This window comes from Loigolactobacillus coryniformis subsp. coryniformis KCTC 3167 = DSM 20001 (assembly GCF_002706425.1).
Classification (GTDB): domain Bacteria; phylum Bacillota; class Bacilli; order Lactobacillales; family Lactobacillaceae; genus Loigolactobacillus; species Loigolactobacillus coryniformis.
The window spans coordinates 564897-589716 of the sequence record NZ_CP017713.1 but is presented as its reverse complement, the minus strand read 5'-3'; the positions used below and the strand labels follow the sequence as shown (position 1 = coordinate 589716).

The window sequence follows — 24820 nt, the reverse complement described above, 5'->3', positions numbered from 1 at the left end:
TGCCACAAAAAAACAGGGCGAAAAACGCTGCTTCAGTCTATTAGCGAAGCTAGCCGCCCTTCGTCCCATTAACATGATCAGCGCGAAGTGATCGAAATTTGTTCGACATCATCGATAATTTCGACTTGCGCACCTAAACTATGCAATTTATCAACCACCCGATCGTAACCACGCAAAATATTCTCTACGTTGCTGATCACGGTCTCGCCTTGCGCCATTAAACCAGCAGTCATTAAGCAAGCGCCGGCCCGAATTTCATCAGCTGAAACTTCGGCACCAAATAACTGATCGGCATGATGCAAAATAATCACATCGTTTTCGATCGTGATATCCGCCCCCATCCGAATCAGTTCTGGGACGTGTTTGACTCGCTTCGGATAAATCGTATCAATGATCAGCCCTTCGCCCCGTGCTTTTAACAATAAGGGCGTAATCGGTTGCTGCAAATCAGTCGCAAAACCTGGATAAGGCGATGTTTTGATCTGTACCATTTTCAGATGATCTGATGGGTTCACATAGATGCTATCTTCGTGATAGTCTAGTTGAACACCCATTTCCTCCATTTTAGCGAGGAAAGCATCCAAATGCTCGGGAATAATATTTTTAACTAACACGCCATCCCCGATTGCCGCAGCCATCGCTAAATAAGTGCCCGCTTCAATGCGGTCAGGAATGATCGTATGCGAATTGTGTGCTTCTAAACGATCCACGCCGTCGATCCGAATAATATCGGTCCCCACGCCACGAATCTGCGCCCCCATATTATTTAAAAAGGTGGCTAAATCAATAATTTCTGGTTCTTTAGCGGCATTTTCAATGATCGTCCGTCCCTTGGCCCGTACTGCGGCTAATAGAATATTGATCGTGGCACCGACAGAAACCATATCCAAAAAGATCCGTGCACCATGTAAACCTTCAGCGGGAGCTTTGATATACATTGCACCATGCTCATTCGTTACTTGGGCACCGAGCGCTTCAAACCCCTTGATATGCTGATCAATTGGCCGTGGTCCAATATCATCACCACCAGGCAAACCAACAATAGCTTCGCCAAACTTACCTAACAAAGCGCCCATAAAATAATATGAAGCGCGTAAACTCTTGATTCGCCCATTAGGTAGTGGCGTTGGCACAATTTGTGTGGGATCGATTTTGAGGATATCCGCAGTGAACGTTGAGGTCACGTGCATCGATGCCAAGATCGACATTAAATTATGTACATCCCGAATATCAGGTACCCCATCCAGTGTTACCGGCGTATCAGCTAAGATCGATGCGGGGATTAGCGCAACGGTACTATTCTTCGCGCCCCCGATCGTCACCGTGCCGGATAGCGGTTTGCCACCTTGGATCCTCATTTTCTTCATATGCTACTTTCCTCACTTCAATTATAATCATTTCAATGATAAAGAATGTAACCTAAAAATACAATACCTTAGCCGAATTGGTTAGTAATTTCTAACAATCTCTTTACAGCCATAAAGCCTAGCTAGGTCAACTATACCTAAAAATAGGCCTTTTAAGCAACTTTAGGATTTTACAAATTCTTAATAATTGTCATCTAATGTAATATGAAACGCACGATTATCTAACTACACTTGCGCTTGTACTTCGCTACTCGTCATGATTCATTATTTAGAATTATACACATTGCGTGATCTATGTACAAAAATAGAGAATCGCACTACTGCAATTCCCTACCTTGATGCGTTTATTTTTAGCTATGGCTAGCAGTCTTGATGAATGCTTTGTACAAGCCTTCCGGACGACTTGGCCGTGATAAGAATTCGGGATGATATTGCGCAGCCACGAAGAAATCATTTTGTGGTAATTCAATCACTTCGACCAAACGATTGTCTGGTGAAACGCCAGAGAATACTAAGCCCTTTTCAGCTAATAGATCACGGTATTTATTGTTAAATTCATAACGATGACGATGACGTTCTTGAATTTCATGGGCACCATCATAGGCTGCTGCAGCTACAGAGCCTTCTTTAAGCACACAAGGGTATAAACCTAAGCGCAACGTGCCACCTAAGTTTTCTTTAGCATTTTGATCAGCCATTAAATCAATTACTGGGTCAGCGATATCTGGTTGGGTTTCTGAAGAACCCGCATCCTTCAAACCGACCACGTTACGGGCAAATTCGACACAGGCCATTTGCATACCTAAGCAGATACCAAGAAATGGAACATTATTTTCCCGTGCGTATTTGATTGCCGTGATCTTTCCTTCAAGCCCACGATCACCAAAACCACCAGGAACTAAGATACCATCAGCGTCACCTAATAATTCTGCAACATTATCTTCATTGACGTTTTCAGCGTTGAATTTAGCGATCTCAACATCGACATCGTAGAAGTAGCCAGCATGTTTCAAAGCTTCAGTCACGGAGATATAAGCATCTTGTAATTCAACATACTTACCAACTAACGCGATCTTAGTCTTACCCTTCAAATTACGAACCCGTTGTAATAGGCCGTTCCACTCCGTCATATCAGCGGCTGGTACATTTTTCATATTGAAACGATCTAAGACGATATCGTCCATATTTTGTTTTTGTAAGTTGACGGGAATTTGGTACAGCGTATCAACGTCCAATGATTCGATCACGGCTTCTGGAGTCACATCACAGAATAAAGCGATCTTGTTACGCATATCTTGCGTGATTGGTTTTTCTGAACGAACGACCAAAATATCAGGTTGAATACCCATGCCACGTAATTCCTTAACTGAATGTTGGGTTGGCTTGGTTTTCATTTCGCCAGCGGCACGCAAATATGGAATCAACGTTGCGTGAATGTATAACACGTTATCGCGGCCAACATCAGCTTTCATTTGACGAATGGCTTCGACGAATGGCAAGGATTCAATATCGCCGACCGTACCACCAATTTCCGTGATAATAATATCAGAATCCGTCGTTTTAGCGGCACGCATGATTTTTTCTTTCAAAGCATCAGTAATATGCGGAATAACTTGTACGGTTGCGCCAAGATAGTCACCATTACGTTCTTTTTGCAAAACTTCGCTGTAAATTTTACCCGTCGTAACGTTGGAGTATTGGTTTAAATCTTCATCAATAAAACGTTCATAGTGACCAAGATCAAGATCGGTTTCCGCACCATCATCGGTAACGAAAACTTCCCCATGCTGATAAGGATTCATAGTGCCGGGATCGATGTTGATATACGGATCAAATTTTTGAATTGTTACTTTTAAACCTCTGTTTTTCAGTAGCCGTCCCAGTGATGCTGCAATAATTCCTTTGCCCAATGATGAAACAACGCCGCCTGTTACAAAGATATACTTGGTCATATCAAAACTCCTTCAATATTATTCGGGGAACACATGAGAGTGTTTTGAAAGGTGCTCAGGTTATGAAGTATAGTCTAGCTTGCTGATAAGATACGCACAGCGGATCGTTCAGAAAGCGTAACTATACGCAATAACCTACCTTTCAAAACACGTTTACGCTAACTTGGTTACAGCCACTACACTTAATCAGGTCGCATAAAACATACACTCTCAAAATAAAAATAAGCTCCCCATTCCTTAGAATAGGGAGCTTATCATAACCGTTCATTGGCTTTACAAATACTTGTAAAGCGCCCAAGCAATATAATACATGGAAATCACTTAAGCGTCAAGCACTCAATTGCAATGAAATAAATTAAGCGTTATCGTCGTCATCATCTGAATCGCTATCATCCGCGAAGCTATCGTCATCATCATCGAATTCAGCTAATTCACCTTCGATACCATCAGGCAAATCTTCGTCTGGTGCATCGTCGCTATCAGCGTCAACATCAGCCAATAAATCATGATCCGTATCGCCACTAACGTCGTCATCATCGACATAATCTTCTTCAGCGTCTAAATCGTCATCATTGTCTTCAGGATCGTCATCGTTATAATCAATCACATCATCGTCATCACTGACATCAGCTAAGAAAGCATTAACTTTCTTGCGTCGTTTGCGCTGTGGCTGATCTTCTTCGTCTTCTGGATGGTTGACCTCTTCATCTACTGAATCGAATGGGTACCACGAGCGTAGACCCCAAACGTTTTCGCCCAATGAAATAAAGCTACCATCAACGTTTAAATCTGTATAAAATTGCGACAGACGATTGCGGACTTCCTCATCACTTTCATCCAAATATTTTTGAATGGCATTGACTAAGTCAGCAAAAGGCATTACATCACCCTTTTGCTCTAAGATCGCATGCGCCACTTCGATCATTGATAATTCGTTTTTTTTCTGTCCTTTAAAAACGTCGAGTTCCAACAGGTACACGTCCTTTCAGCAGTCTATCCTACATCATACTATGCTAAATTCGAAAAAGCAATATCATGCAGTAAAAACAAGTCGTAATTGATAATCACCGAGATGATCATTGCCGCCAAATAATTGATATTCAATATAAATTTCGCCAGACACTGGTTGTTCTTTGATTCGAATATCCAGACGCGGCGTAACAGTTTCAATCGGAATCACCCCATATGGCGTTTGGTAGCGGGCAATCACGCGAGTATTGCGACTAAAATGTAATTGCAGTCGTTGATTGCCTTCCTTAGCGCCACGAGTTAACTTCACATCACCATCCGCTTCTAATTTCATGGTTACTGGCACCGGTGTACCGTCATCTTCAGAAGTTTCCTTATAGCGAATATATAGCGAGCGCCCCACTTGTACGAGCTGTCCGGGTTCATCAAAAATGTGCTGGGTGGACTCGCCGTCCTGCTGTACAACCGTTTCTAAATGAATCATGATCGGCAAGCTTGTTGAAAGATCCATAATTAATGCCACCTTTTTTCAATTTGTATAACCCTATTATATCAGTCCCATTGATTTCTGCGTACCTTAGTGATTTGATGATCCACAACTTACTGCAGTGTTTCAGTGGAAAAGGTATAATAAAACAATAAACAGCAAACAACGGTTCGCAATTTAAATTCAAAAGGAAGTTAACCATGGACTATCGTAATCAAATATTGCCACGGGAAAAGGTTCTCCGCGATCCTGTGCACAACTACATTCACGTACAACATCAAGTGATCCTTGATTTGATCAATACAAAAGAATTCCAGCGCTTACGCCGCATCAAACAATTGGGCACTGCTTCTTTTACCTTTCACGGCGCTGAACATAGTCGGTTTAGCCACTCAGTTGGCGTTTACGAAATTGCCCGCCAAATATGTGATAATTTCCAGCGTAATTTTCCAACGCAACAACCTGGTGATGGCTTGTGGGACGATCATGAACGTTTAGTCGCCCTCTGTGCCGCGTTATTACATGATATTGGCCATGGTCCCTACTCACACACATTTGAGCATATTTTTGCCACCAATCACGAGCAAGTGACCGTCGCGATCTTGACTGATCCAGCAACTGAAGTCAACGCGGTTTTGCGGCGTGTGAGTCCGGAATTTCCCGAACAAGTTGCCAGCGTCATCACCCATGACTATCCTAATCCACAGGTCGTCCAGATGATTTCAAGTCAAATCGACGCTGATCGGATGGATTATTTATTACGCGATGCCTACAATACTGGCACTGAATATGGTAAATTCGATTTGACTCGTATTTTACGTGTTATGCAGCCCTACAAGGAAGGTATTGCGTTTTCCATGGACGGTATGCACGCTGTTGAAGACTACATTCTTAGTCGTTTTCAGATGTATTTACAAGTTTATTTTCATCCCGTTTCTCGCTCAATGGAAGTCATCTTGCAGCACTTGCTTCAGCGGGTCAAAACGCTTTATGAAGAAAATGCATTGCCAGCAGAAGCCGTGCCTCATCTGTTGCTACCATTTTTGGAGAACGATTTCACCTTAGCTGATTATTTAAAATTAGATGATGGCGTACTGACGACTTACTTCATTCACTGGCAAGATTTCGATGACCCGATCCTTAGCGACTTGGCAAGTCGTTTCTTAAATCGGCGGCCATTAAAATCAGTGAGTGTCACCGAAAAAACGCAAAATCTACTACCTAAAATGCGCCAATTGATTGCAGCGGTTGGTTATGATACAACCTACTATACCGCGATCAACAACAGTTACGATCTCCCCTACGATGCCTATAATCCGCATTCAGCTAATCCAAAAACGCAAATCGAGATCAGCCAACCGGATGGTAGCTTGATTGAGTTATCCGCATTGAGTGATATCGTTGCCGCGATCAGTGGCAAAATGACCGGCGACGAACGTTTCTTTTTCCCCAAAGAGATGCTACGTCAGGAAACTACCGACAACTTATTTGCCGCAACTTACCAAGAATTTCAAAGTCATATTTTAAATGGAACACTAGTGCCTTAACAGTGATGTTGTTGGCGCCATTTAGCCAAAGCCCACCGATGTGTCGGTCGTTTTAAAGCTGCGGCGGCTTCCTCAAGCGGCATCCATTTGATCTGGTTAAAATCACCTTCCAATGGTGCCTGCGTTTTGATCAAGCCAGTACCCGCATAGAAGTGAGCAGGATGATAGTAGGCCTGCTTGCGCCAAGTCGAGTAAAAATATTCGCTAGCGCGGCCTAAATAATCCGTAATTTGCATGGTACCACCAACTTCTTCGATCAACTCGCGGACAATCGTTTCAACATCAGATTCGCCAGGCTCAATACCACCACCTGGTAATAAATACGAATGATTAGGTGGTTCAACGACTAAAATTTGTTTTTGCGCTGCATCCGGCACTACCACATAGGCACCAATACGGGTTTTATAAGTCAATTTAGGATCACGTTCACCAAACACAATTTCATCCATGAACTTACCCCCCTTTTGAAATTACCTATATTGTAGCCGAACTGCGCTTAAGTAGCTAGCTAAAAATGAATATTAGATTAAAAATAAATTAAAATTATTGTTTATAATAAAAGCGACTTATATTCTGCATAACGCAGAATATAAGTCGCTTTGTCTAATTTTTAGCTTACTTTTTCAATTGATCTAATTCTTTCATTTTTTCAGTCCGTAGTTGTCCACAAGCCGCATCAATTTCAGTACCAAATTCACGGCGAATTTGCACATTGATACCTTGTTTCGTCAACGTATCATAAAATGCCGTTACATGTTTTTTCGGACTGCGTGAATACTGATCATGCTCGGCTACTGGATTATACGGAATCAAGTTCACGTAGGCCAAGTGGCGAATATCCTTAAGCAACGCCGCTAATTGCAACGCTTCTTCGGTATGATCATTAACATCATTCAACATGATATATTCAAAGGTGATTCGGCGGTTAGTTTTATCTAAATAATAATGCACCGCAGCGAATAACTTCTCCAAATTCCAAGTCCGATTGATCCGCATGATCTTGCTGCGTAATTCATCATTCGGTGCATGCAATGAAATTGCCAAGTTGACTTGTGTATCACGGTCAGCAAAGTCACGGATCTTGTTAGCTAAGCCACTAGTCGAAACTGTGATATGGCGAGCACCAATCTCTAAGCCTTTTTGATCATTGACGATCTCCAAAAACTTCATGACGTTGTCAAAGTTATCGAATGGCTCCCCGATGCCCATGACGACAATATGACTGACCCGCTCACCCTTGTTTTGTTCGTCTAAGTTACGCTGGATCTGAACCACTTGCGCAACAATTTCACCAGCCGTTAAATCACGTTGCTTTTTAACTAAACCACTAGCGCAGAAGGTGCAGCCGATATTACAGCCGACCTGTGTAGTTACACAAACTGACAATCCATAATCATGACGCATCAGTACGGTTTCGATCATTAATTTATCTTCTAATTCAAATAAATATTTCGTTGTCTCGCCATCTTTAGCTTCTTGAACGACCAAAGGTTTTAACGGACTGAAATCAAAATTTTCTTCTAACGACGCGATGGTGGCCTTTGACAAGTTTGTCATTTCCGCAAAGCTAGCAACTCGCTTAACGTATAGCCAATCCCAAGCCTGCGTTGCGCGGAACTTTTTATCGCCATGTTCAATAAACCAATTAATTAAATCCTGTTTGTTCAATCCATAAATGGACGTTTTTACCATTATACTGCCTCCGTTTTCATGCGTTCACAATACGCCTATGTTAGCCTACCTCAGCGTTGGGCGCAAGCTAATTCAAGTTTACCTGCAAAAAGAGCCGGTTTCAATTGGGTTTCTAGCGGCTTTTCGCTATAATTATAATTATTATAGAAAGTGGGGATAATCATGCTCAAAGAATTTCGGGAATTTTTATTACGCGGTAACGTAATGGATCTGGCCGTTGCCGTTATCGTTGGCGGCGCCTTTACCACGATCGTCAAATCACTGACCACCAATCTGATCAATCCATTATTAGCCTTGTTCGTCGGCAAGGTCGACCTTTCGGGGATCGTTTTGACTCTCGGCACCGCCCGTTTTAAAGTTGGTTCGTTTTTGAATGACGTGATCAACTTCGTTATTATTGCCTTTGTGATTTTCTTATTACTCAAAGGAATTACCAAGCTCCGTGAACTTGGACACCATGAGACCGTTACTGAAGAACCAGTTCCAACGAAGGAAGAAGAATACTTAAAAGAGATCCGCGACCTTTTAGCCCAACAACAAAATAAGTAATGACTTAAGGCCTACGCTGATCACGTAGGCCTTTTTCATAGCCAAATTTCCAGTCCCAGTAACACTAACCATCCGACTAACTGCGCCCAGCGGGTCATGACTAGTAAAGCAAGATAATCACGTAATGCGCCGCGTAGCAAATAAGTTAGTGGCGTTGTTGCACCATAATAGCTAAATGGTCGCCTTAATCGTCGGGCATATAGTGCCGCGCGCAAAAGATGAAAATCATTGGTCAACATTCCCACTGTCGCGGTAGCCGGCAACTGGGCTAACGAAAATTGTAAGTTTTCTCGCGTTGAAGTAGCGTGGGCTTCTAAAATAATGGCATTGTGCGGCACATTTAATTTGAGCAAAGCAGACGCCATCGCTTGAGCTTCACTAATTGGCTCATCCGACCCTTGACCACCAGAAACTACGAGATATTGTGTTTTATCGCCATGATAAATTTTTGCAGCGCGTTGCACGCGACGGCGTAAAGTCGCCGTCAACTGGCCATCAGCTCGTATACCTGACCCCAATACGATCAGATACTGTACTTGACGTTGCCGTGGATAACTCAGTAATAACAATGACCCCACAACATAGGCCACCAATCCAATCGCAAAATAGCCAACGCTTAACCAAAGTAGTTGTATCATCTTAGTTTGCCACCCTAGCGTGATAACTGGCAACACTAGCAAAATTATCGCCACTAATTGTAAACCACGGTAAGCCATACTTTCACCCCGGCGGCGTAGCAGTTGGTGGGCAAAGCGCCAAAACCAGCCGCCGACACCCCACAATACCACGCTAACTAAACCGTACATAATCATTTGTAACTTCAGTAACCAGTTCAGTAATGCCAACTCATCAGCCAAATACCAGCCAACCAATCCACCAACTAGCGTTAACAAATAACCGGCCAGCCAAAAGTAACGCCGCCAATAAGCAAGTAGTAACCCCGTACCGAATAAACTTAGCAGCCACCACATCGGCATCCCTCCTTCGTATCCCACTACTAAGGTGATTCACGTTAAGTTGGAACGTGACCACGATATTAAAAAGAGTGCACTAAAACCAGCGACGTTGCCGCTAGCTTAGCACACTCAGGTTAAGTTCATTTATTATTTAGTATCTGTGTGGAACTTATTTTCGAATAAAGGACTAACTGGTTTGTTTTCATGGATCCGTTTGATCGCATCACCGATCAATGGACCAACTGAAATTTGTACCACTTTATCGATCAATTTGTCTGGGGCTAGCTGAATTGAATCAGTAACCACCAATTGTTTGATCGGTGAATTGGAGATCCGCTCAATAGCTGGGCCAGAAAGCACTGCGTGGGTCGCACTCGCATAAACTTCAGTAGCACCGGCATCCATCAAGGCTTGTGCGCCTAATGTGATCGTACCAGCCGTATCAATCATGTCGTCAATCAAGATACACTTCTTGCCTTTAACGTCACCAATGATGTTCATCACTTCGGCAACGTTAGCTTTAGGCCGCCGTTTGTCGATAATCGCTAATGGTGCTTTTAAGAATTCAGCTAATTTACGGGCCCGCGTTACCCCACCATGATCTGGTGAAACAACAACAGCATCATCGTCAACACCACGCGTCAAGAAATAATCTGCGATCAATGGTGCGCCCATTAAATGATCCACTGGAATATCGAAGAAGCCTTGAATCTGAGCTGCATGCAAATCTAAAGCCAAAATCCGTGTTGCACCCGCCATTGCTAACATGTTAGCGACTAATTTAGCGGTAATTGGTTCCCGTGAACGAGCTTTACGATCTTGCCGTGCATAACCGTAATAAGGGATCACGATATTGATTGAAGCAGCCGAAGCCCGCCGCAATGCATCGATCATGATCATCAATTCCATTAAATTATCGTTAACTGGTGCTGAAGTTGATTGAATGACGTAAACGTTATCGCCGCGAATACTTTCTTCGATGTTAATGCGAATTTCACCATCGCTAAAACGATCGACCGTGGTCTTACCAAGCTCGACCCCAACTTCATCGGCAATTTTTTGCGCCAATGGCTTGTTTGAATTCAAAGCAAAGATTTTAAGCTTTGGATCAAAATAATGTTCTGACATGAGAGCCTCCATTTTAATTTAATGTCGTTTAAGTTAAACCCACATTATAAATAATAGGTAATTTAGTCGTACAAATCAAGCGTGACTGCGAAAACTTACGCTATTTTCATGAAAGCCTAATTTTCAGGTTCGTGGGGTAACTTATCCCAATAATCTGCTTTATTGACCTGACGCGCACGGGCAATGGCCATATCGTGAAAATCAACATCTGCTGTGATCGTTGAACCAGCGGCAACGAATGCGTGATCCGCAACCTTAACCGGCGCAACAATATTGGCATTACTACCGATAAAGGCCCAATTACCAACTGTTGAATGATGCTTATTCAAACCATCATAGTTGACAAACACAACGCCACAACCAATGTTGATATGTTCGCCTAACGTGGCGTCACCAACATAGGATAAGTGGCCCATCTTGGTGTACGCACCTAGTTTAGCCTTTTTCACTTCACAGAAATTACCGACATGAACGTATTCGCCGATATCAGATTGAGGCCGCAAATGACTCATCGGCCCGATATTACTGTGGTCACGCATGATCGATTCTTCGATCGTTGAGCTAGTGATCCGCACATTATTGCCGATCGTTGCATCCCGTAAAGCAGAGCCAGAACTGATATAGCAATCACTACCGATCACTGTCTTGCCTTTCAAGGTCACACCGGCTTCAATGGTGGTGTCCGCGCCGATCTTAACGCCAACATCAATGTGAGTTGCTGCTGGATCGATCAACGTTACACCGTTAGCCATATGTTCCGCATTGATCCGTTGCTGCATGATCACTGTTGCCTGAGCCAAGGCAGCGCGCGTGTTGACGCCTAATGATTCCGTAAAATCTTTCATCCGGTAAGCCGAAACGATCTCACCTTTAGCCTTCAAAATACCGATCACGTCAGTTAAATAATATTCACCTTGCGCATTATCGTTACCGACTTCGTGCAATGCCGCAAACAACGCCTGATTATCAAAGCAATAAACGCCGGTATTGATCTCCGTGATCGCAGCTTCTTCACGATTAGCATCCTTTTGCTCAACGATTTTTTCAACGACACCTAATTCGTTGCGCACGATGCGACCATAACCGGCGGGATCAGCAGCCGTTGCCGTTAAAACGGTGGCTTTAGCGCCTTTTTCTTTATGGTATTCAAATAACTGCTCAAAAGTTTTCGCGGTCAATAATGGTGTATCACCACTAACGACCATGGTCATACCGTCTTTAGCGCCTAGCAACGCCTCAGTGCGTAAAACCGCATCGCCGGAACCATTCTGCTCCGCCTGCAACGCATAGTCTGTCCGTTGACCTAAAGTAGCTTTGACGGCATCTGCGCCGTGACCAATGACCGTTACGATCTGATCGGGGTGCAACTGTTCCGCCTGAGTTAAAACATGTTCCACCATTGACCGACCACAAACTGGATGTAAGACTTTAGCTAACTTTGATTTCATGCGGGTGCCTTGACCAGCGGCCAAAATCACCGTATATTTTGCTGTCATTTTTTTACCTCTATTCTAAAATTAAAGTTATCGATTAGCAGTGATGCCAATAAACAACTATTTTCCACTCCGCTGCAGCTACGCTCGGTCAAAATATGCCGCAATTCTAAATCATATCACTGAACAGTTTTTAAACCACTCTAGACCAATCATGCAAGTGGATGGCATTTACTCCATCAATCATAGCTTAGTCCTGAATTACTGACAAGTATCGCGCGACGAAAAAACGCCACGAAAATTAATTCGTGACGCTAATTTAAACAAATATTTCCACACACAATAATTAGACTGTGTTAGCTAAATTATTGTGCACGATCTAGCGTACTGACTTCTTTGGTGTGGCTCAGTCGTTCGTAGAATAACCGATCACGCCGAAATAGCATTGTCAGCAGCGCATGTAGACAAAACACTGCTAAAACGACACCCACAACCAGTAACGCTAATAAATAGTAATCGAACTGCGCACGTGGTGCCTGACTCAGGCCATTTAAAAGAATCACTGGCAAAATAAACGTTGGTACCACCGCACCATACAATAAAAGCTGTCGCCAGATCAACTGCCACCAATGTAATGGTACTGGTAGCGCAGCAGTAATTTTAATTTTCACCAACCGTTTTCCTAAGGTTGTCCCATGCCACAATCCCGGCAAAAGTACAAAATAGCCGAGCACTTCCAAACTATACCAGATCGCCGGTGTGCTGGTAATATCGTAAGGTAACCGGCGACTAAGCAGGCTGACTACTGCCGTGACTAACGCCAAACAAAGCCAATCGACCACAAAAGCCACAAAACGGCGACTGAAACTAACCCGGCGGCCTTTAGCGAAAGCTGCCGCCATCATTTGCCGCGAAGTTGGGAATAACTGAGTCAGAAATGGCGCCAGTCCATAGCCAATCACGCCGCCCAGCGTATTTAGCATTAAATCATCAACATCGAATAGCCGGTATGGCCGCGGATAAATGCCATATAATCCCGATAACTGTGTGGTCTCAAAAAATAAAGTCAACGCAAAGCTCAACGCCAGTACTTGCGGAAAACGACGGCCAAAATAATACCGCAGATAGGCACCAAATGGAATCGTCAAAATCACATTAAACGTCGGCTGCACAAATGCAGCCTGCTTCAACGCTGGCAAATAAGTGTGTGGCACTTGCCACTGCAATACCGTTTTATCGACAAATTCCCGGACAAACATAAAGGGGTCCAAATTATAGTGTGCTGATGTATATAAAGCAACTAAATGCCGTGGTGGCAACGGTAAAATGACTAAAAAATACGCCGTCAACAAGTAAAAGACGAATGTATACAAAACAAAAGCTTGCCACCCAGTTAACGCACCATACTTACGATATTGGCGAACCAAAAACGGAATCGTAATTACTAAAGCCAGGAACGGAAATACCAATATGGCGATTTTGATCGGATATAAATAGGCACGCATCGGCTTATTTGAAAGTACGCGCTAAATAGTTACCCGGTGCCACGTGGATCGTCTTATCGCGGCTATCGACTTTATCGACCGACAACAGCGCTGTGTAGTCGGCAATCGCTCGTTCACCAGCAAACGCTGATTCAGCAAAAACAGTCACACCAACTAATTCAGATTCAAACTCTTCGATCAAGCTCTTCATCCCGTTGACAGTGCCGCCGCCTTTCATAAAGTCATCGACGACTAGAACACGCGAGCCTTGCTTTAAACTGCGTTTGGATAATTCCATTTTTTCTACCCGTTCCGATGATCCGGAAACATAATTGACGCTTACCGTTGAACCTTCAGTGATCTTTGAATCACGCCGCACGATCACAAACGGTACATTTAAATAAGCAGAAACACTTTGCGCAATTGGTACCCCTTTGGTTGCAACCGTCATTACCGCATCAACTTGTTGTTCCACGTACTGCGTGGCAATCAAGCGGCCCACGGTACGTAATACATCTGGTTGACCCAATAAATCAGATAAATAAACGTAGCCTCCAGGTAATAATCGGCTTTGTTCAGATAATTCTGTCGTCATCTCATCGATAAATTCGGTTGCTTCATCCTTACTGATTGTCGGGATAAAACGGACACCACCAGCAGCACCTGGGATCGTTTCCAAAATACCAGTACCACGGCTTTGAAAGGTCCGCCGTACAATACCTAAATCTTCACTGATCGAGGATTTAGCTGATTCATAACGCTTAGCAAAATAAGTTAGCGGGACCAATGTATGGGGCCGCTCCAATAAATAACGGGTAATGTCGATCAATCGTTCACTTCGTCTTATTTTCAATTAATCCACCTCATTTCAAGACATTCGCTTGTCTATTATATAGACTTTACCCTAAAAAAACTAGCATTTATCGCTGTTTAAGTAAAATAGTTCGTTTTTTATTGTCAAAAGCCGATAAAAACGGGAAAGAGCTTGGATTTAAATTCTAAATATGGCCTAAATCGGGCTTCAAAAATCGCAGCGCCGATAAAATCAGCGCTTTTAGCCTAGGCCGTTTAACAACGGACGAACTAAATAAACCTCGTGGCAAAAACCTTTCATACTATTAAAGACGTGTTGCGCCCGCGAATATTTGGCGCATAAACCAAAAACCGTCGGCCCACTGCCGCTCATCTGGGCCGCATCCGCACCAAAACGTTGCATTTGTTGGCGTAATTGCTTGATCTGCGGATAACGCTGACTGGTGATCTCCTCTAATGTATTGCCCATATTCGCCAAAATCTGCGGATAATCATTGGCGTGAATTGCCGCGACCATTTGATCGATCGGTGGATGATAAAGTTGCTTATCATACGAAATTGACCGTAAAATACTTGGTGTCGAGACGCTAGCGCTTGGCTTAGCCAGTACCACCCAAAATGGCGGTAATTTCGGCAACAACGTGATCTCATCCCCACGACCTGTCACCAACGCCGTTTGCGAGTACACACAATAAGGCACATCAGAATCAATCGCTAAGCCTAAGTGGGCTAAATCAGCCAGTGACCAATTCAATTGCCATAATCGATTCAAACCGCGCAACACGGCCGCAGCGTCCGAGCTGCCACCACCTAGCCCAGCAGCGACTGGAATCTGTTTACGGATGTGGATTCGTGCGCCGTAAGTCACGCCCGCTTTTTTCTGCAATAAACGGGCCGCCTGAAAAGCAAGATTGCGCTGATCAACCGGTAAGAAGCCACTATCTGTGGTCACTGTGATCTGGCGCGTCGCTACCGTTGATAGTTCAACATAGTCGGCCAAATCGACTGAGGTCATCACCATTTTCCATTCGTGCTCACCATCGGCATGCTGAAAAAGGGCGTCTAAACTTAAATTAATTTTTGCCGGTGCCTTCTCCGTTATTTCCATGCTCATTCCACCTGATCACTTGATTTGTTTACAATTATACTAACTTTTGCACCAACTTAAAAGCCGTGATCACCGCGAATTACCCACACATAAAAAAGGTACCAGCACTTAGCAGCCTGGTACCTAGTAATTACGCCTACTATATAGGACTTAGTGTTACTACACTTAGATATGCAGCGCGTGGATAAATAAGCCCGAAACAAAGATCCAAATACAAATCACCACCAAATAACCCAAGAAATATTTCATACTCTGTTTGAGAATCTCGCCTTCTTGACCTTGCAAGTTGGTTGCTGCCGAAGCCACAGCAATACTTTGTGGTGAAATCATTTTACCAGCAGTTGCCCCTACCGCATTGGCAGCCACAACCCAATAAGTGCTATCATGCAGTGCCACTGCCGCTTGCCGTTGTAAATTACCGAATAACACATTGGCTGAAGTATCAGAGCCGGTAACAAAGGTGCCCAGTGCGCCGATCAATGGTGCCACAACTGGGTAAAAAGCACCCAATAAACCTACCAAAGTCGCGGCGATCGTTGCAATCATCCCACTATAACCCATCACTTTTGCCAAAGCGACGATCGCACACACTGTGATCAATGTCTGCACCATTTGTACCGCTGTTTTACCTAAAATTTTGAAGATCTGTCCCAGCTTCATTTTTTGCACCAAACCACCGATGATCGTTGCTAAAATAATCAATGTTCCTGGCGTTGATACCCAATTGAACACATACGGATTGGCTCCAGCACCCGTGTAAATGGTAAGTGCGGATTTAATGCCAGTCAAAAAATGATTCAGTGGCGGCACTAACGGTGACGCCAACATCACGAAAACAAAGACTAAAATAAACGGCATTGCTGCCAACACAAAATTATTAACACTTGGCGTTTCCACCGCCGCCTTTTGTGCGCTAGGATGGCGCCGCTCATAACGCCGGGCAAACCAAACCGTTACAATGATACAAACGATCGAGCCAATGATTGCTGGCAATTCCGCTCCCAGAAAACGCGCGACAAAAATTTGCGGAACACCAAAGGCCAAACCAGCAGCTAACGTTGGTGCCCAGACCTCACGAATCGCTTTGACACCACCACCGATCAACGCTACCATTACAAACGGGATGATCACGATCAAAGGTAACAACTGAATCGTCACTAAGTAAGATAAATGCAGCACATCCAGCCCACTGATCTGTGCTAAAGTAGTCACCGGCAACCCAATCGCACCAAAAGCAGTCGGCGTCGTGTTAGCGATCAAACAAATTGTGGCCGATAAAATCGGGTTGACCCCAAAAGCAATCAGAATACTTGCCGGAATCGCCACCGCCGTACCAAAACCAGCGATTGCTTCCAAAAAGCCACCAAAACCCCAAGCAATGATCAATACTAACAACCGTTTATCGCTAGTGATTCCCGATAGACCTTGCCGAATTGTCGTCATACTACCGCTAGCTGTGGTTAAATTATAGGTAAATACCGCCGCAATAATAATATAAACGATCGGCCAAATACCCATCACTGCACCTTCCAGCGCCGCCGTTAGACTATCAATAATTGGCATCTTAAAAATAAATATTGCGAGTAAAATAGTTAAAACAAGTCCAATCGTACAAGCTTTGCTACCAGCCATCTTAAGAACGCCTAATGAAAAAATCAACCAAATTATCGGTAATAATGCCGTTATAAATAAACCCCAATGCATGATACTGGACCTCCTTTACTTCCTAAAACGTAGTTGTTCATTAGCCTAAATTTGAATTTACCAACAGTCGCTCAAAAACTAATATCTGAAACAATACAAATTACTTCTAATACGATAACCAGCCTAATTGTAACCGATTGAAGGCGGCATCGTGAATTAACCAAGTGAGCGTAAAAATTGACCACACTCGGCGAAAGAATTGACCAACTTATGCGAAGAAAATTGACCATACGACTAAAAGAACCCACTAAAGTGGGTTCAAACATTGTTATTGCTCTAGGTATTCTTTGATCAATTTAATACCAATATCAACGAGCTCATTCTCACTAATTTGTTCATTGCTTTGAAGCATGGCCATTGTTAACCGATCAACCAATTTATTTTCAAAGCTTTCTTCTATCGAGTTAAGAAAGTAGTAACTAGCGAGCCGATTGCGCACATCTTCTGGAATCATACAGAGTCACCTCGTAATCCATAGCGTTCACGCATTGATTTATCGCCTTGAATTAAAATCGGGTAGGCATCATGGATAATGCGATCAAGGATTGCATCGGCTATTTGTGGATTACCTAGTTTATTATGCCATCCATCTGGCGCAAACTGTGAACAATAAATGGTTGATGATTGATGTAATCGACTTTCTACTAGCTCTAAAACATAGGTAGACTGCTCTAAAGACAACTCCGTTAACAACCATTCGTCAATGATTAAAACATCAACTTTTTTATAGCGAGCTAATATTTTATGAAAATTTCCATTAGCTTCATGCTTAGCTACAGCTAAGTCGTCTAAAAGTTCTGGCAGCCGAACATACTTCACCTTATAAAATTGGCGACATGCTTCTATGCCTAAGGCATTAGCGAGCCAAGTTTTACCATTGCCAGATGCGCCCATCAAAATAATATTATGATGCTCACGAATGTAGTTCCCTGTTGCTAGTTTTTGGATTAGCTTACGATCCAATTTGCGATCTGGCAAATAATCTATTTCGGCTAACGCAGGCTCTATACTCGGAAAATCAGCGCTGTGTAATAGCCGACTAAGCTTATTAGATTGCTGTCTGGCATAAGCACCATCGACAATTAATTCAAACTTATCTTCAAAATCCATTTGTTGGTATTCTGGTTGCTGTTCCTGAACTTCTAAAATCTCAACCATAGCGTTGAGTCGCATTTCTCGTAATTTACGCTTAGTTTCATCTGATGTCATTATCTTTTTCCCCTTCGATTCCAAAATAGGCTGCGCCACGCGTGAAGCCATAAGTGTTTTGTGCACTTGCATTGTGAGGTTGCTCCTGTTGTTGGTTACTGCGTAATAAACGCTCGATTACTGGCACCGTTGGTGCTGAGGCAATTTTTATAATATCTTGGCAAGCCTGCTCAATCGCTTCACTGGAGTACTTACGGCCAAAATTCTTTAAACGAAGGGTTGCTTTCAGTGCTTGCTTTTCCACTTTTGCCGATTTAAGCAAATAACGAACGACTTCCGTTGTTGCTTCACCAATACTTTCGGCCCACTTAATTGCTTCTTTTGGGGTGTAATCAAGATACAACTGGTGGTTCTCTGGTAGATGATCATGATTAGTCGAGAATTGACCAAGCTTGCCATAAAGTCGTTTGTGTGAGGCAATACGACTATCTTTGTAAAAGATCTCAACGAGATCTTTCGTAACTTTAATATCAACTTTATTCTGGATATATTCGTAAGGAACAGAATAAAACATATTCTCCACATTAGTGTGGTAATCTAATTGTACAGTGGCAGTTTTCCAGGTTGCCATTTTATAAGGTACCCGTGGTAGAGGCTGTAATGCGAACTGCTCTTCGCTAATAAAAGCGTCTTTACGGTTACCTTTTTTATATTTCTTGGTGAATGGTCGCAAATTAAACTCATCTAATTTTTCCCTAACAGCCTGATTTAATTCTATTAATGTGAAAAACTTTTCGTTACGTAGCGCAGCGATAATCCAAGTTGAAAGGATCTTTACACTACCCTCGACGTTGGCCTTATCTTTAGGTGTTCGGACACGTGCCGGCAATATAATCGTGTTATAGTGACTTGCCAATTCGCGGTAAGTCGAATTAAGCACAGCTTCTCCAGCTTGGTGCCTGGTAACACCAGTTTTTAAATTATCTGGGACAAGGATTTCCGTAACCCCACCAAAGTACTTATAAGCGTGAATATGACTAACTAACCAATCTTCTTGTTTCATTGACAAGCGAGCCTCACAGTAGCCATATTGGCTACACGGTAGTGTGGCGACAAATAAATAAGCTTTAACAATTTCTCCTGTATCTGAATCAGTTAGAGACAATGTTGTACCTGCCCAATCTACTTCCATAGTTTCTCCCGGCTTACGCTTTATGCGCATAGTCGCTTTATACTTTTGTGCATATTCGTGATAATACTGACAAAATGTGCGGTAAGCGTAGGGAATAACATTATTTTGACGGCAAATTGCCTCATATTCATAATGTAGTAGTGACAACGTCACATTAGACTTAGCTAGTTCTGTATGAATATGTTCAAAATCTGGCAGTTGTCTACCTTTAGCCTCACGCTTTTTATGCGGGAAAAGTAGCGCTTCGAACCATTCGTCATCCATTTCATCAGTGAACGGTGGTACTAACGCTTCTTCTTTTGCCCGTTTGACGATCTCTGCAATCTTAGGGCGTGAATTACCTGTAGCTGCGGCGATATTTCGTTGTACGACCTTTTGAGCATGGAGCTCAAGAATCTTACGATACTGAATGGACATAGAAAACCTCCTGTATAATATAATTACGCAATGTATGCGCTATCACATTATACAAGAGGTACCTTAGGGCTGGTCAATCTCTTTTGCAGAACTTGGTCAATTTCTTCGCTTAATGGGGTAAAATTTTATGCCGAAGGGGGTAAATGAGAGTGCTGTCATCACCGATTCCATTTTGTTTGTAATCTTTTTTTGCTCGCATTTTTTAATTGGTATTTTCCCTTATTTGCATAATGGAACACAAACTAAGCAGGATGCGGTGACTGAATCCGTGTACAACTGACTATTTATGTAAGCACCCAATAAACAACCGTAATCAAAAGCAGCGCCACTGATCCGAAACTTTTTGGTTCGAATCAGTAGCGCTGTTTGATTTTAAATTAGCCAAGGGTCTACGCTTCTTGATCACGCCAAACCTTTTTGTCTGGCACTTGTTGCCATGGCAAATAGACCGCCAATTCTTCCTCAGTTGGAAAAACGGGTAGTTGCCCTAATTGATTAAGCAGATATTCGAGATATTGCCGTGGATCCAATCCATTAGCCTTCGCAGTTTCAATCAAGGTCAGCCAAATCGCATTAGCCTGTGCCCCTGCGGGACTGGTGGCGAAAAGCCAATTCTTGCGTCCGATCACGAAGGACTTCACATTTCGTTCGGTGGCGTTATTGCTTAGATCAATTTCGCCGTAATCGAGCACACGATCAAGTGCAGACCGTTGGTTTTGGGCATAGGTCAAAGCACGACCTAAACGTGATTTCGGGGTGGCCACCGCTTGATCACACCACTGCCAAAATTGCTTGATCACTGGCTTTAATTGTTCCTGGCGCAGTTCTTTGCGCTTGGTTGGTGTTAGATCACGCCAGCCCCGTTCTAGGTGAAACATTTGATCAAGCAATTTTAAGGGTGGCGTTATCGTCGGTTGCCCCTTGATCTTGCAGGCATCATCGAAGAATTTTCGCCGCACATGCGCCCAACAACCGACCCGCGTCACCGTCGCGCCCAGTAGATTATAGCCAGAATAACCGTCACATTGTAGGACACCCGTAAAATCACCATAAAGTTGTTGGGCAGTTTTGCCGGCACGATTGTCGCTATACGTATAATAGACAACTTGATGCGCAGCTAAGCGAATACTCCGAGCAATCCAGATATAAGACTTGCTTTGCGCGGTTTTACCCACCTCACGCAAGACTTGAAACGGTGTTTCATCGCCTTGCAGGTAAGGTTGCGTTAATAATTGTTCGTGCAGTAATGTATACAGCGGTTGAACGATCGTCGCTGCTTTGATCACCCAATTCGTCATGGTCGTTTCACTTAAAATCAAACCAGCCCGCCGCCAGGCTTTCATTTGACGATAAAGTGGTGTCCCTAAGGCATATTTTTGGTACAACAACTCAGCGACTAACGATGAGGTCGCTAAACTATGGGGGATCAGCGCCTGCGGCGCAGTCCCCTGATATAAGTGTGAAACGCCATCATTCGTTTCACAAGCGGCACATTTATACGTTTGTTCAAAGATCTGTTCGCGATAGAGGCGACCAGGAATTTGATGCACGACTTCACGCACAAAGTGCTTGCCCACTGGTATCAGTTGATGACCATGATCGCAACTCAAGTTCTCGCGGCGGATCACGGTGGTCTCGATCGGTAGATTGGGATCAACTGATTCGCAACGCTTACGCTTTGGCTTATGGACGACTGTTGTTACTGTCGTTTCGCTTTGGTTCCCAGTTTGCTCTGGGTCGGTAAAAACCCCATTGTCATCTGCCAATAGGGATAACTGGTTAGGATCAGTTATTTTTTCCGAATGCTTGCCAAAAAGTTGGCGCTGAAAAAAGGCGACTTCTTCCGTCAAAGTTTGGACAGTTGCGGTCAAGGCCTTTATTTCTTTGAGTAACTCACGATTCTGCGCTTGGGCTTGCTTAAGTTGTTCGACGGTCGTTGCCATGGAATCGCCTTCATTCACTAGGATTGTCCTGAGTGTACCATGATTAGTCAGCTAAGCCTAGCTTTTTTGGGTCGGTTGGTCTGATGCACGGTTGCTTCAAGCCCCCAGCCAGATAATAAACGTTGTAATTGTTTGGCGTGTAGTCGCTTCACCTCATTTTGATTGGTTGGCCATTGCAGGCGGCCATTTTCGATTCGTTTATAAAGTAAGAGAAAGCCATCACCGGCCCAATATAGGGCCTTAAAACGATCTTTACGGGTACCGCAAAAAAGAAATAACGCCCGGCTGTAGGGGTCAAGTTCATACTGATCAGTGATCGTAGCGGCTAAACCATCGATTCCACGCCGCAAGTCAGTTTTGCCACAAATCAAATAAATACCCTTGAGTTGGCGTAAATCAATGAGCATCAGTGAACACCGCCTTGACTAGGGCGTCTAAAATATATCCATTGATATGATTGTAAACAATGATTGTTTCATGTTCATTACGTTTGATTTGAAAGGCCTTTGATATTGGACTTGGCTGTCGTTGACCGTCGTCCAGCTTAACTTGAACGATTTCCGGTTTATTGAGCATAAAAACACCTCACCATTTCTTATGATGAGGCTATCATACCGCAGCCGATACGCTATTTATAGTCGGTCTGTTATTGGGTGCTTACCTATTTATAGCTGTATTAATCAGTACATATTTATGTTTTTCAGATACCAAAAAACTCAGGTTTTGTCCTGAGTCTGAAGTTAAATGTGAAATTGGTGGCGAATGGATTTAAAAGTTAAGAAAGTTACCAGCATTTGGCAGAAACATGATAACTGCCAACCAGTAGGTAGTCGAATTTAAATAAATTTCACATTTTAAAGAATCGCTGTAAATACTAATTTATAATGAAAAGCACCGTATTTAAACGTATCCCTTAATCTTAAGATAAGTAACGATCACTTGCATTCGCAATACTCACGCCGGAAAGACTAAGAGTGACCCAACCGTCAGGAAAAGTAACCGTATAAAATACTGTGGGATCGTGAATTTCCAGAACTCTTTAGCCGAATATTTCTCGGTACCAAGAATTAAAGCTGGCATCCCATCGATTGGCAGAAAATGCCCACACCATGCAGAAAGAACTACTGCACTAGCAGCCGCCCTAGGATCAAAACCAAGGCTGTGGCAAGTAGCAATAACTAGAGGTGCAAAGACATAAACAGTTCCAATATTAGTGCCAGTCAGAGTTGCTAATAAACTCGTCAGGATACAGAAAATAAAAACTAAGGCAAAAGCACTGATATTAGTACCAAGCAGTCCGGCAACAGTTTTACCGACCAGTTTCGTTAAACCAGTACTACCTAAAGCATTTGCAACACCAATGACACCAGCGGACATCAGAATAATTGGGGCTGCTATTGCATCGCGAATCTCATCAAAGTTCAAAACGCCAATTACAAGAATAACGCCCACTGAGAGTCCTGCAATTGCATAACCAGCATCTCCAATTTTACCTTGGAAAAGCATACCAATAACAGCAACGACAAAAACAAAGTATACGACGTTTTCTTTCCACTTAGGTAATGTTGCTTCTGCTAAAAAGTTGCCTCCCTTAGTTTCCGAGAGTATAAAATAGTTTGTGTAAATGAATAAAAGTCCTGTTGAAAAGGGAATCCCTTCCCCGTATGATTAAATCATCCAAATCAAACCAAAACGGAGGAATTCCCCATGGATCAGTTTACCAAAAATCTAACCAAAACTCTATTGTCAAATGGCGATGTTAAAGAACTTTTTCGTCAACAACTCGAAACGGCTATTAATCACATCTTGCAAGCTGAACTAACGGCCTTACTTGGTTATGATCCTTATGACCGCAGTGGCTTTAATACTGGCAATTCTCGTAATGGCCAGTATTATCGTTTAATTGACTCTGAATATGGTAAGTTGAAAATTGCTGTGCCGCGTGACCGTAAAGGCCATTTTCATAACCACCTGCTTCCAGCCTATTCTCGTCGTCAGGACGCTTTAGCAACAACAATCATTCAGCTTTATTCCAAGGGCGTTACGACCCGTGAAATTACAGATTTGATTGAAAAAATGTATGGCTCTTAGTATTCACCTACTACTGTTTCTAATATCACTGCTCAGGTAACAAAACAGATTGAAGCTTTTCATCAACGAACTATTAAGGCAAACTATGTTTGTCTTTTCTTAGATGCAACTTACTTACCTTTGCGCCGCGATTAAGTTCAAAGAGAAGCGGTCTATATTGCTTTAGGTATTACATCTGTCGGCATCAAAGAAGTTCTTGATTATCGAATCGCTCCAAGTGAAAATGCAGGAGTTTGGTCAGAAATGGCAGAAGATCTTAAAAAACGTGGATTAGAACAAGTCCAGTTGATCATTGCAGATGGAATGGTTGGTCTGCAGCCAGCATTATTGCACGCTTTCCCGAAAGCTAAATTTCAAAGATGCCTAGTACATGTTATGCGCAATATTGGTTCGCATGTGCGTTTAAAAGATCGTGAGGCGATCTTAAATGACTTTAAAGAGTTGCATTCAGCGACCGATGTAACTGCAGCACACAAGATCTTAAATGATTTTTATGGTGCATGGGGGAAATCGTATTCCAATCTGATCCAGCAACTTAAATCCATTGAAAATGAACTATTAGCTTTCCTGAGTTTTCCCCCGGCCATTCGACCAACAATTTATTCAACCAATATCTTAGAATCACTGAACAAAAGAATCAAACGCAAGACCAAACCAAAGGAACAATTTCCAAACGAAAAATCTTTAGACAATTTCATTGGAGTTCAAGTCATAAGCTATAACGAAAAGTACTTCAATCGTAGCCATCGCGGATTTGGTCAAGTCAAAGACACGTTAGAATCACTTTTCGATTAATACATTATTTTGCCAGGAGAAGGGATTTTCATTTACACAAACTT

At 43.0% G+C, this 24820-nt stretch carries 22 protein-coding genes and 1 pseudogene; 3 read left to right on the top strand and 20 right to left on the bottom strand.

What is annotated here, in order from left to right:
* Positions 1-77 precede the first annotated feature (77 nt).
* The 4 genes from LC20001_RS02850 to LC20001_RS02835 all read right to left on the bottom strand — a co-directional run bounded on the left by LC20001_RS02850 (position 78) and on the right by LC20001_RS02835 (position 4799).
* Entirely contained in the window at positions 78-1367 is a 1290-nt protein-coding gene (locus tag LC20001_RS02850) for a UDP-N-acetylglucosamine 1-carboxyvinyltransferase (protein ID WP_010009307.1), read from the bottom strand.
* A gap of 350 nt (positions 1368-1717) precedes the next feature.
* Positions 1718-3319 (bottom strand): CTP synthase, encoded by a 1602-nt coding sequence (locus LC20001_RS02845; protein ID WP_010009308.1) that lies wholly within the window; start codon positions 3317-3319, stop codon positions 1718-1720.
* A 355-nt stretch (positions 3320-3674) separates the two neighbouring features.
* Positions 3675-4289 (bottom strand): DNA-directed RNA polymerase subunit delta, encoded by a 615-nt coding sequence (rpoE, locus tag LC20001_RS02840; RefSeq protein ID WP_056943286.1) that lies wholly within the window; start codon positions 4287-4289, stop codon positions 3675-3677.
* Positions 4290-4352: 63 nt separating this feature from the next.
* Entirely contained in the window at positions 4353-4799 is a 447-nt protein-coding gene (locus LC20001_RS02835) for a YwiB family protein (RefSeq protein ID WP_010009352.1), read from the bottom strand.
* A 176-nt stretch (positions 4800-4975) separates the two neighbouring features.
* On the opposite strand from LC20001_RS02835, the gene LC20001_RS02830 reads away from it, so the two are divergent.
* Positions 4976-6322 carry an HD domain-containing protein gene (locus LC20001_RS02830; protein ID WP_010009353.1) on the top strand — a complete coding sequence of 449 codons (1347 nt, stop codon included), beginning with the start codon at positions 4976-4978 and terminating at the stop codon, positions 6320-6322.
* On the opposite strand, the gene LC20001_RS02825 is transcribed toward LC20001_RS02830, so the two are convergent.
* Positions 6319-6771, bottom strand: a complete 453-nt coding sequence (locus tag LC20001_RS02825) for an NUDIX hydrolase (RefSeq protein ID WP_003677638.1) — start codon at positions 6769-6771, stop codon at positions 6319-6321. The genes LC20001_RS02830 and LC20001_RS02825 overlap by 4 nt on opposite strands.
* 166 nt (positions 6772-6937) lie before the next feature.
* A complete protein-coding gene (rlmN, locus tag LC20001_RS02820; protein ID WP_003677640.1) occupies positions 6938-8014 on the bottom strand; it encodes a dual-specificity RNA methyltransferase RlmN in 1077 nt (358 codons plus the stop codon).
* A gap of 162 nt (positions 8015-8176) precedes the next feature.
* Here rlmN and mscL point away from each other — a divergent pair, with 162 nt between their 5' ends.
* Positions 8177-8563 carry a large-conductance mechanosensitive channel protein MscL gene (gene mscL, locus LC20001_RS02815; RefSeq protein ID WP_003677643.1) on the top strand — a complete coding sequence of 129 codons (387 nt, stop codon included), beginning with the start codon at positions 8177-8179 and terminating at the stop codon, positions 8561-8563.
* Between the two features lie 35 nt (positions 8564-8598).
* On the opposite strand, the gene LC20001_RS02810 is transcribed toward mscL, so the two are convergent.
* The 14 genes from LC20001_RS02810 to LC20001_RS02745 all read right to left on the bottom strand — a co-directional run bounded on the left by LC20001_RS02810 (position 8599) and on the right by LC20001_RS02745 (position 23498).
* Positions 8599-9534, bottom strand: a complete 936-nt coding sequence (locus LC20001_RS02810; RefSeq protein ID WP_010009355.1) for a YdcF family protein — start codon at positions 9532-9534, stop codon at positions 8599-8601.
* Positions 9535-9666: 132 nt separating this feature from the next.
* Positions 9667-10647: a ribose-phosphate diphosphokinase gene (locus LC20001_RS02805; protein WP_010009357.1), complete on the bottom strand. Its 981-nt coding sequence runs from the start codon at positions 10645-10647 to the stop codon at positions 9667-9669.
* Between the two features lie 116 nt (positions 10648-10763).
* On the bottom strand, positions 10764-12143 hold the full coding sequence (gene glmU, locus LC20001_RS02800; RefSeq protein WP_010009358.1) for a bifunctional UDP-N-acetylglucosamine diphosphorylase/glucosamine-1-phosphate N-acetyltransferase GlmU: 1380 nt from the start codon (positions 12141-12143) through the stop codon (positions 10764-10766).
* 302 nt (positions 12144-12445) lie between these two features.
* On the bottom strand, positions 12446-13585 hold the full coding sequence (locus LC20001_RS02795) for a VanZ family protein (RefSeq protein WP_010009360.1): 1140 nt from the start codon (positions 13583-13585) through the stop codon (positions 12446-12448).
* Between the two features lie 4 nt (positions 13586-13589).
* A complete protein-coding gene (gene purR / locus LC20001_RS02790) occupies positions 13590-14417 on the bottom strand; it encodes a pur operon repressor (RefSeq protein ID WP_010009362.1) in 828 nt (275 codons plus the stop codon).
* Between the two features lie 201 nt (positions 14418-14618).
* On the bottom strand, positions 14619-15485 hold the full coding sequence (gene ispE, locus LC20001_RS02785) for a 4-(cytidine 5'-diphospho)-2-C-methyl-D-erythritol kinase (protein WP_010009364.1): 867 nt from the start codon (positions 15483-15485) through the stop codon (positions 14619-14621).
* A 165-nt stretch (positions 15486-15650) separates the two neighbouring features.
* A complete protein-coding gene (locus LC20001_RS02780) occupies positions 15651-17189 on the bottom strand; it encodes an L-lactate permease (RefSeq protein ID WP_010009366.1) in 1539 nt (512 codons plus the stop codon).
* Between the two features lie 268 nt (positions 17190-17457).
* On the bottom strand, positions 17458-17643 hold the full coding sequence (locus LC20001_RS02775) for a hypothetical protein (RefSeq protein ID WP_056943351.1): 186 nt from the start codon (positions 17641-17643) through the stop codon (positions 17458-17460).
* Entirely contained in the window at positions 17640-18398 is a 759-nt protein-coding gene (gene istB / locus LC20001_RS02770; protein ID WP_003680852.1) for an IS21-like element helper ATPase IstB, read from the bottom strand. Before istB ends, LC20001_RS02775 begins: the two co-directional genes overlap by 4 nt.
* On the bottom strand, positions 18385-19947 hold the full coding sequence (gene istA / locus LC20001_RS02765; protein WP_099267108.1) for an IS21 family transposase: 1563 nt from the start codon (positions 19945-19947) through the stop codon (positions 18385-18387). The genes istB and istA overlap by 14 nt, the downstream gene beginning before the upstream one ends.
* Before the next feature lie 389 nt (positions 19948-20336).
* On the bottom strand, positions 20337-21890 hold the full coding sequence (gene tnpC / locus LC20001_RS02760) for an IS66 family transposase (protein ID WP_035457925.1): 1554 nt from the start codon (positions 21888-21890) through the stop codon (positions 20337-20339).
* 47 nt (positions 21891-21937) lie between these two features.
* Positions 21938-22297, bottom strand: coding sequence for an IS66 family insertion sequence element accessory protein TnpB (gene tnpB, locus LC20001_RS02755; RefSeq protein ID WP_003679178.1), 360 nt, complete (start codon positions 22295-22297; stop codon positions 21938-21940).
* Positions 22287-22466, bottom strand: a complete 180-nt coding sequence (locus LC20001_RS02750) for a hypothetical protein (RefSeq protein WP_010009368.1) — start codon at positions 22464-22466, stop codon at positions 22287-22289. Before LC20001_RS02750 ends, tnpB begins: the two co-directional genes overlap by 11 nt.
* Before the next feature lie 378 nt (positions 22467-22844).
* Positions 22845-23498, bottom strand: a complete 654-nt coding sequence (locus LC20001_RS02745; protein WP_225359001.1) for an SLC13 family permease — start codon at positions 23496-23498, stop codon at positions 22845-22847.
* 99 nt (positions 23499-23597) lie between these two features.
* On the opposite strand from LC20001_RS02745, the pseudogene LC20001_RS02740 reads away from it, so the two are divergent.
* Positions 23598-24776, top strand: a pseudogene (locus LC20001_RS02740) (IS256 family transposase).
* The last annotated feature ends 44 nt before the right edge of the window (positions 24777-24820 follow it).

Excerpts from the sequence above, each read along its gene's own strand:
- tnpB (WP_003679178.1), bottom strand. The coding sequence starts at position 22,297 with ATGCTCATTGATTTACGCCAACTCAAGGGTATTTATTTGATTTGTGGC.
- LC20001_RS02845 (WP_010009308.1), bottom strand. The coding sequence starts at position 3,319 with ATGACCAAGTATATCTTTGTAACAGGCGGCGTTGTTTCATCATTGGGC.
- istA (WP_099267108.1), bottom strand. The coding sequence starts at position 19,947 with ATGTCCATTCAGTATCGTAAGATTCTTGAGCTCCATGCTCAAAAGGTC.
- glmU (WP_010009358.1), bottom strand. The coding sequence starts at position 12,143 with ATGACAGCAAAATATACGGTGATTTTGGCCGCTGGTCAAGGCACCCGC.
- LC20001_RS02750 (WP_010009368.1), bottom strand. The coding sequence starts at position 22,466 with ATGCTCAATAAACCGGAAATCGTTCAAGTTAAGCTGGACGACGGTCAA.
- LC20001_RS02825 (WP_003677638.1), bottom strand. The coding sequence starts at position 6,771 with ATGGATGAAATTGTGTTTGGTGAACGTGATCCTAAATTGACTTATAAA.
- LC20001_RS02795 (WP_010009360.1), bottom strand. The coding sequence starts at position 13,585 with ATGCGTGCCTATTTATATCCGATCAAAATCGCCATATTGGTATTTCCG.
- LC20001_RS02835 (WP_010009352.1), bottom strand. The coding sequence starts at position 4,799 with ATGGATCTTTCAACAAGCTTGCCGATCATGATTCATTTAGAAACGGTT.
- istB (WP_003680852.1), bottom strand. The coding sequence starts at position 18,398 with ATGACATCAGATGAAACTAAGCGTAAATTACGAGAAATGCGACTCAAC.
- LC20001_RS02775 (WP_056943351.1), bottom strand. The coding sequence starts at position 17,643 with ATGATTCCAGAAGATGTGCGCAATCGGCTCGCTAGTTACTACTTTCTT.
- ispE (WP_010009364.1), bottom strand. The coding sequence starts at position 15,485 with ATGGAAATAACGGAGAAGGCACCGGCAAAAATTAATTTAAGTTTAGAC.
- LC20001_RS02805 (WP_010009357.1), bottom strand. The coding sequence starts at position 10,647 with ATGTCAGAACATTATTTTGATCCAAAGCTTAAAATCTTTGCTTTGAAT.
- LC20001_RS02850 (WP_010009307.1), bottom strand. The coding sequence starts at position 1,367 with ATGAAGAAAATGAGGATCCAAGGTGGCAAACCGCTATCCGGCACGGTG.
- LC20001_RS02810 (WP_010009355.1), bottom strand. The coding sequence starts at position 9,534 with ATGTGGTGGCTGCTAAGTTTATTCGGTACGGGGTTACTACTTGCTTAT.
- LC20001_RS02780 (WP_010009366.1), bottom strand. The coding sequence starts at position 17,189 with ATGCATTGGGGTTTATTTATAACGGCATTATTACCGATAATTTGGTTG.
- mscL (WP_003677643.1), top strand. The coding sequence starts at position 8,177 with ATGCTCAAAGAATTTCGGGAATTTTTATTACGCGGTAACGTAATGGAT.
- tnpC (WP_035457925.1), bottom strand. The coding sequence starts at position 21,890 with ATGGCAACGACCGTCGAACAACTTAAGCAAGCCCAAGCGCAGAATCGT.
- rlmN (WP_003677640.1), bottom strand. The coding sequence starts at position 8,014 with ATGGTAAAAACGTCCATTTATGGATTGAACAAACAGGATTTAATTAAT.
- LC20001_RS02830 (WP_010009353.1), top strand. The coding sequence starts at position 4,976 with ATGGACTATCGTAATCAAATATTGCCACGGGAAAAGGTTCTCCGCGAT.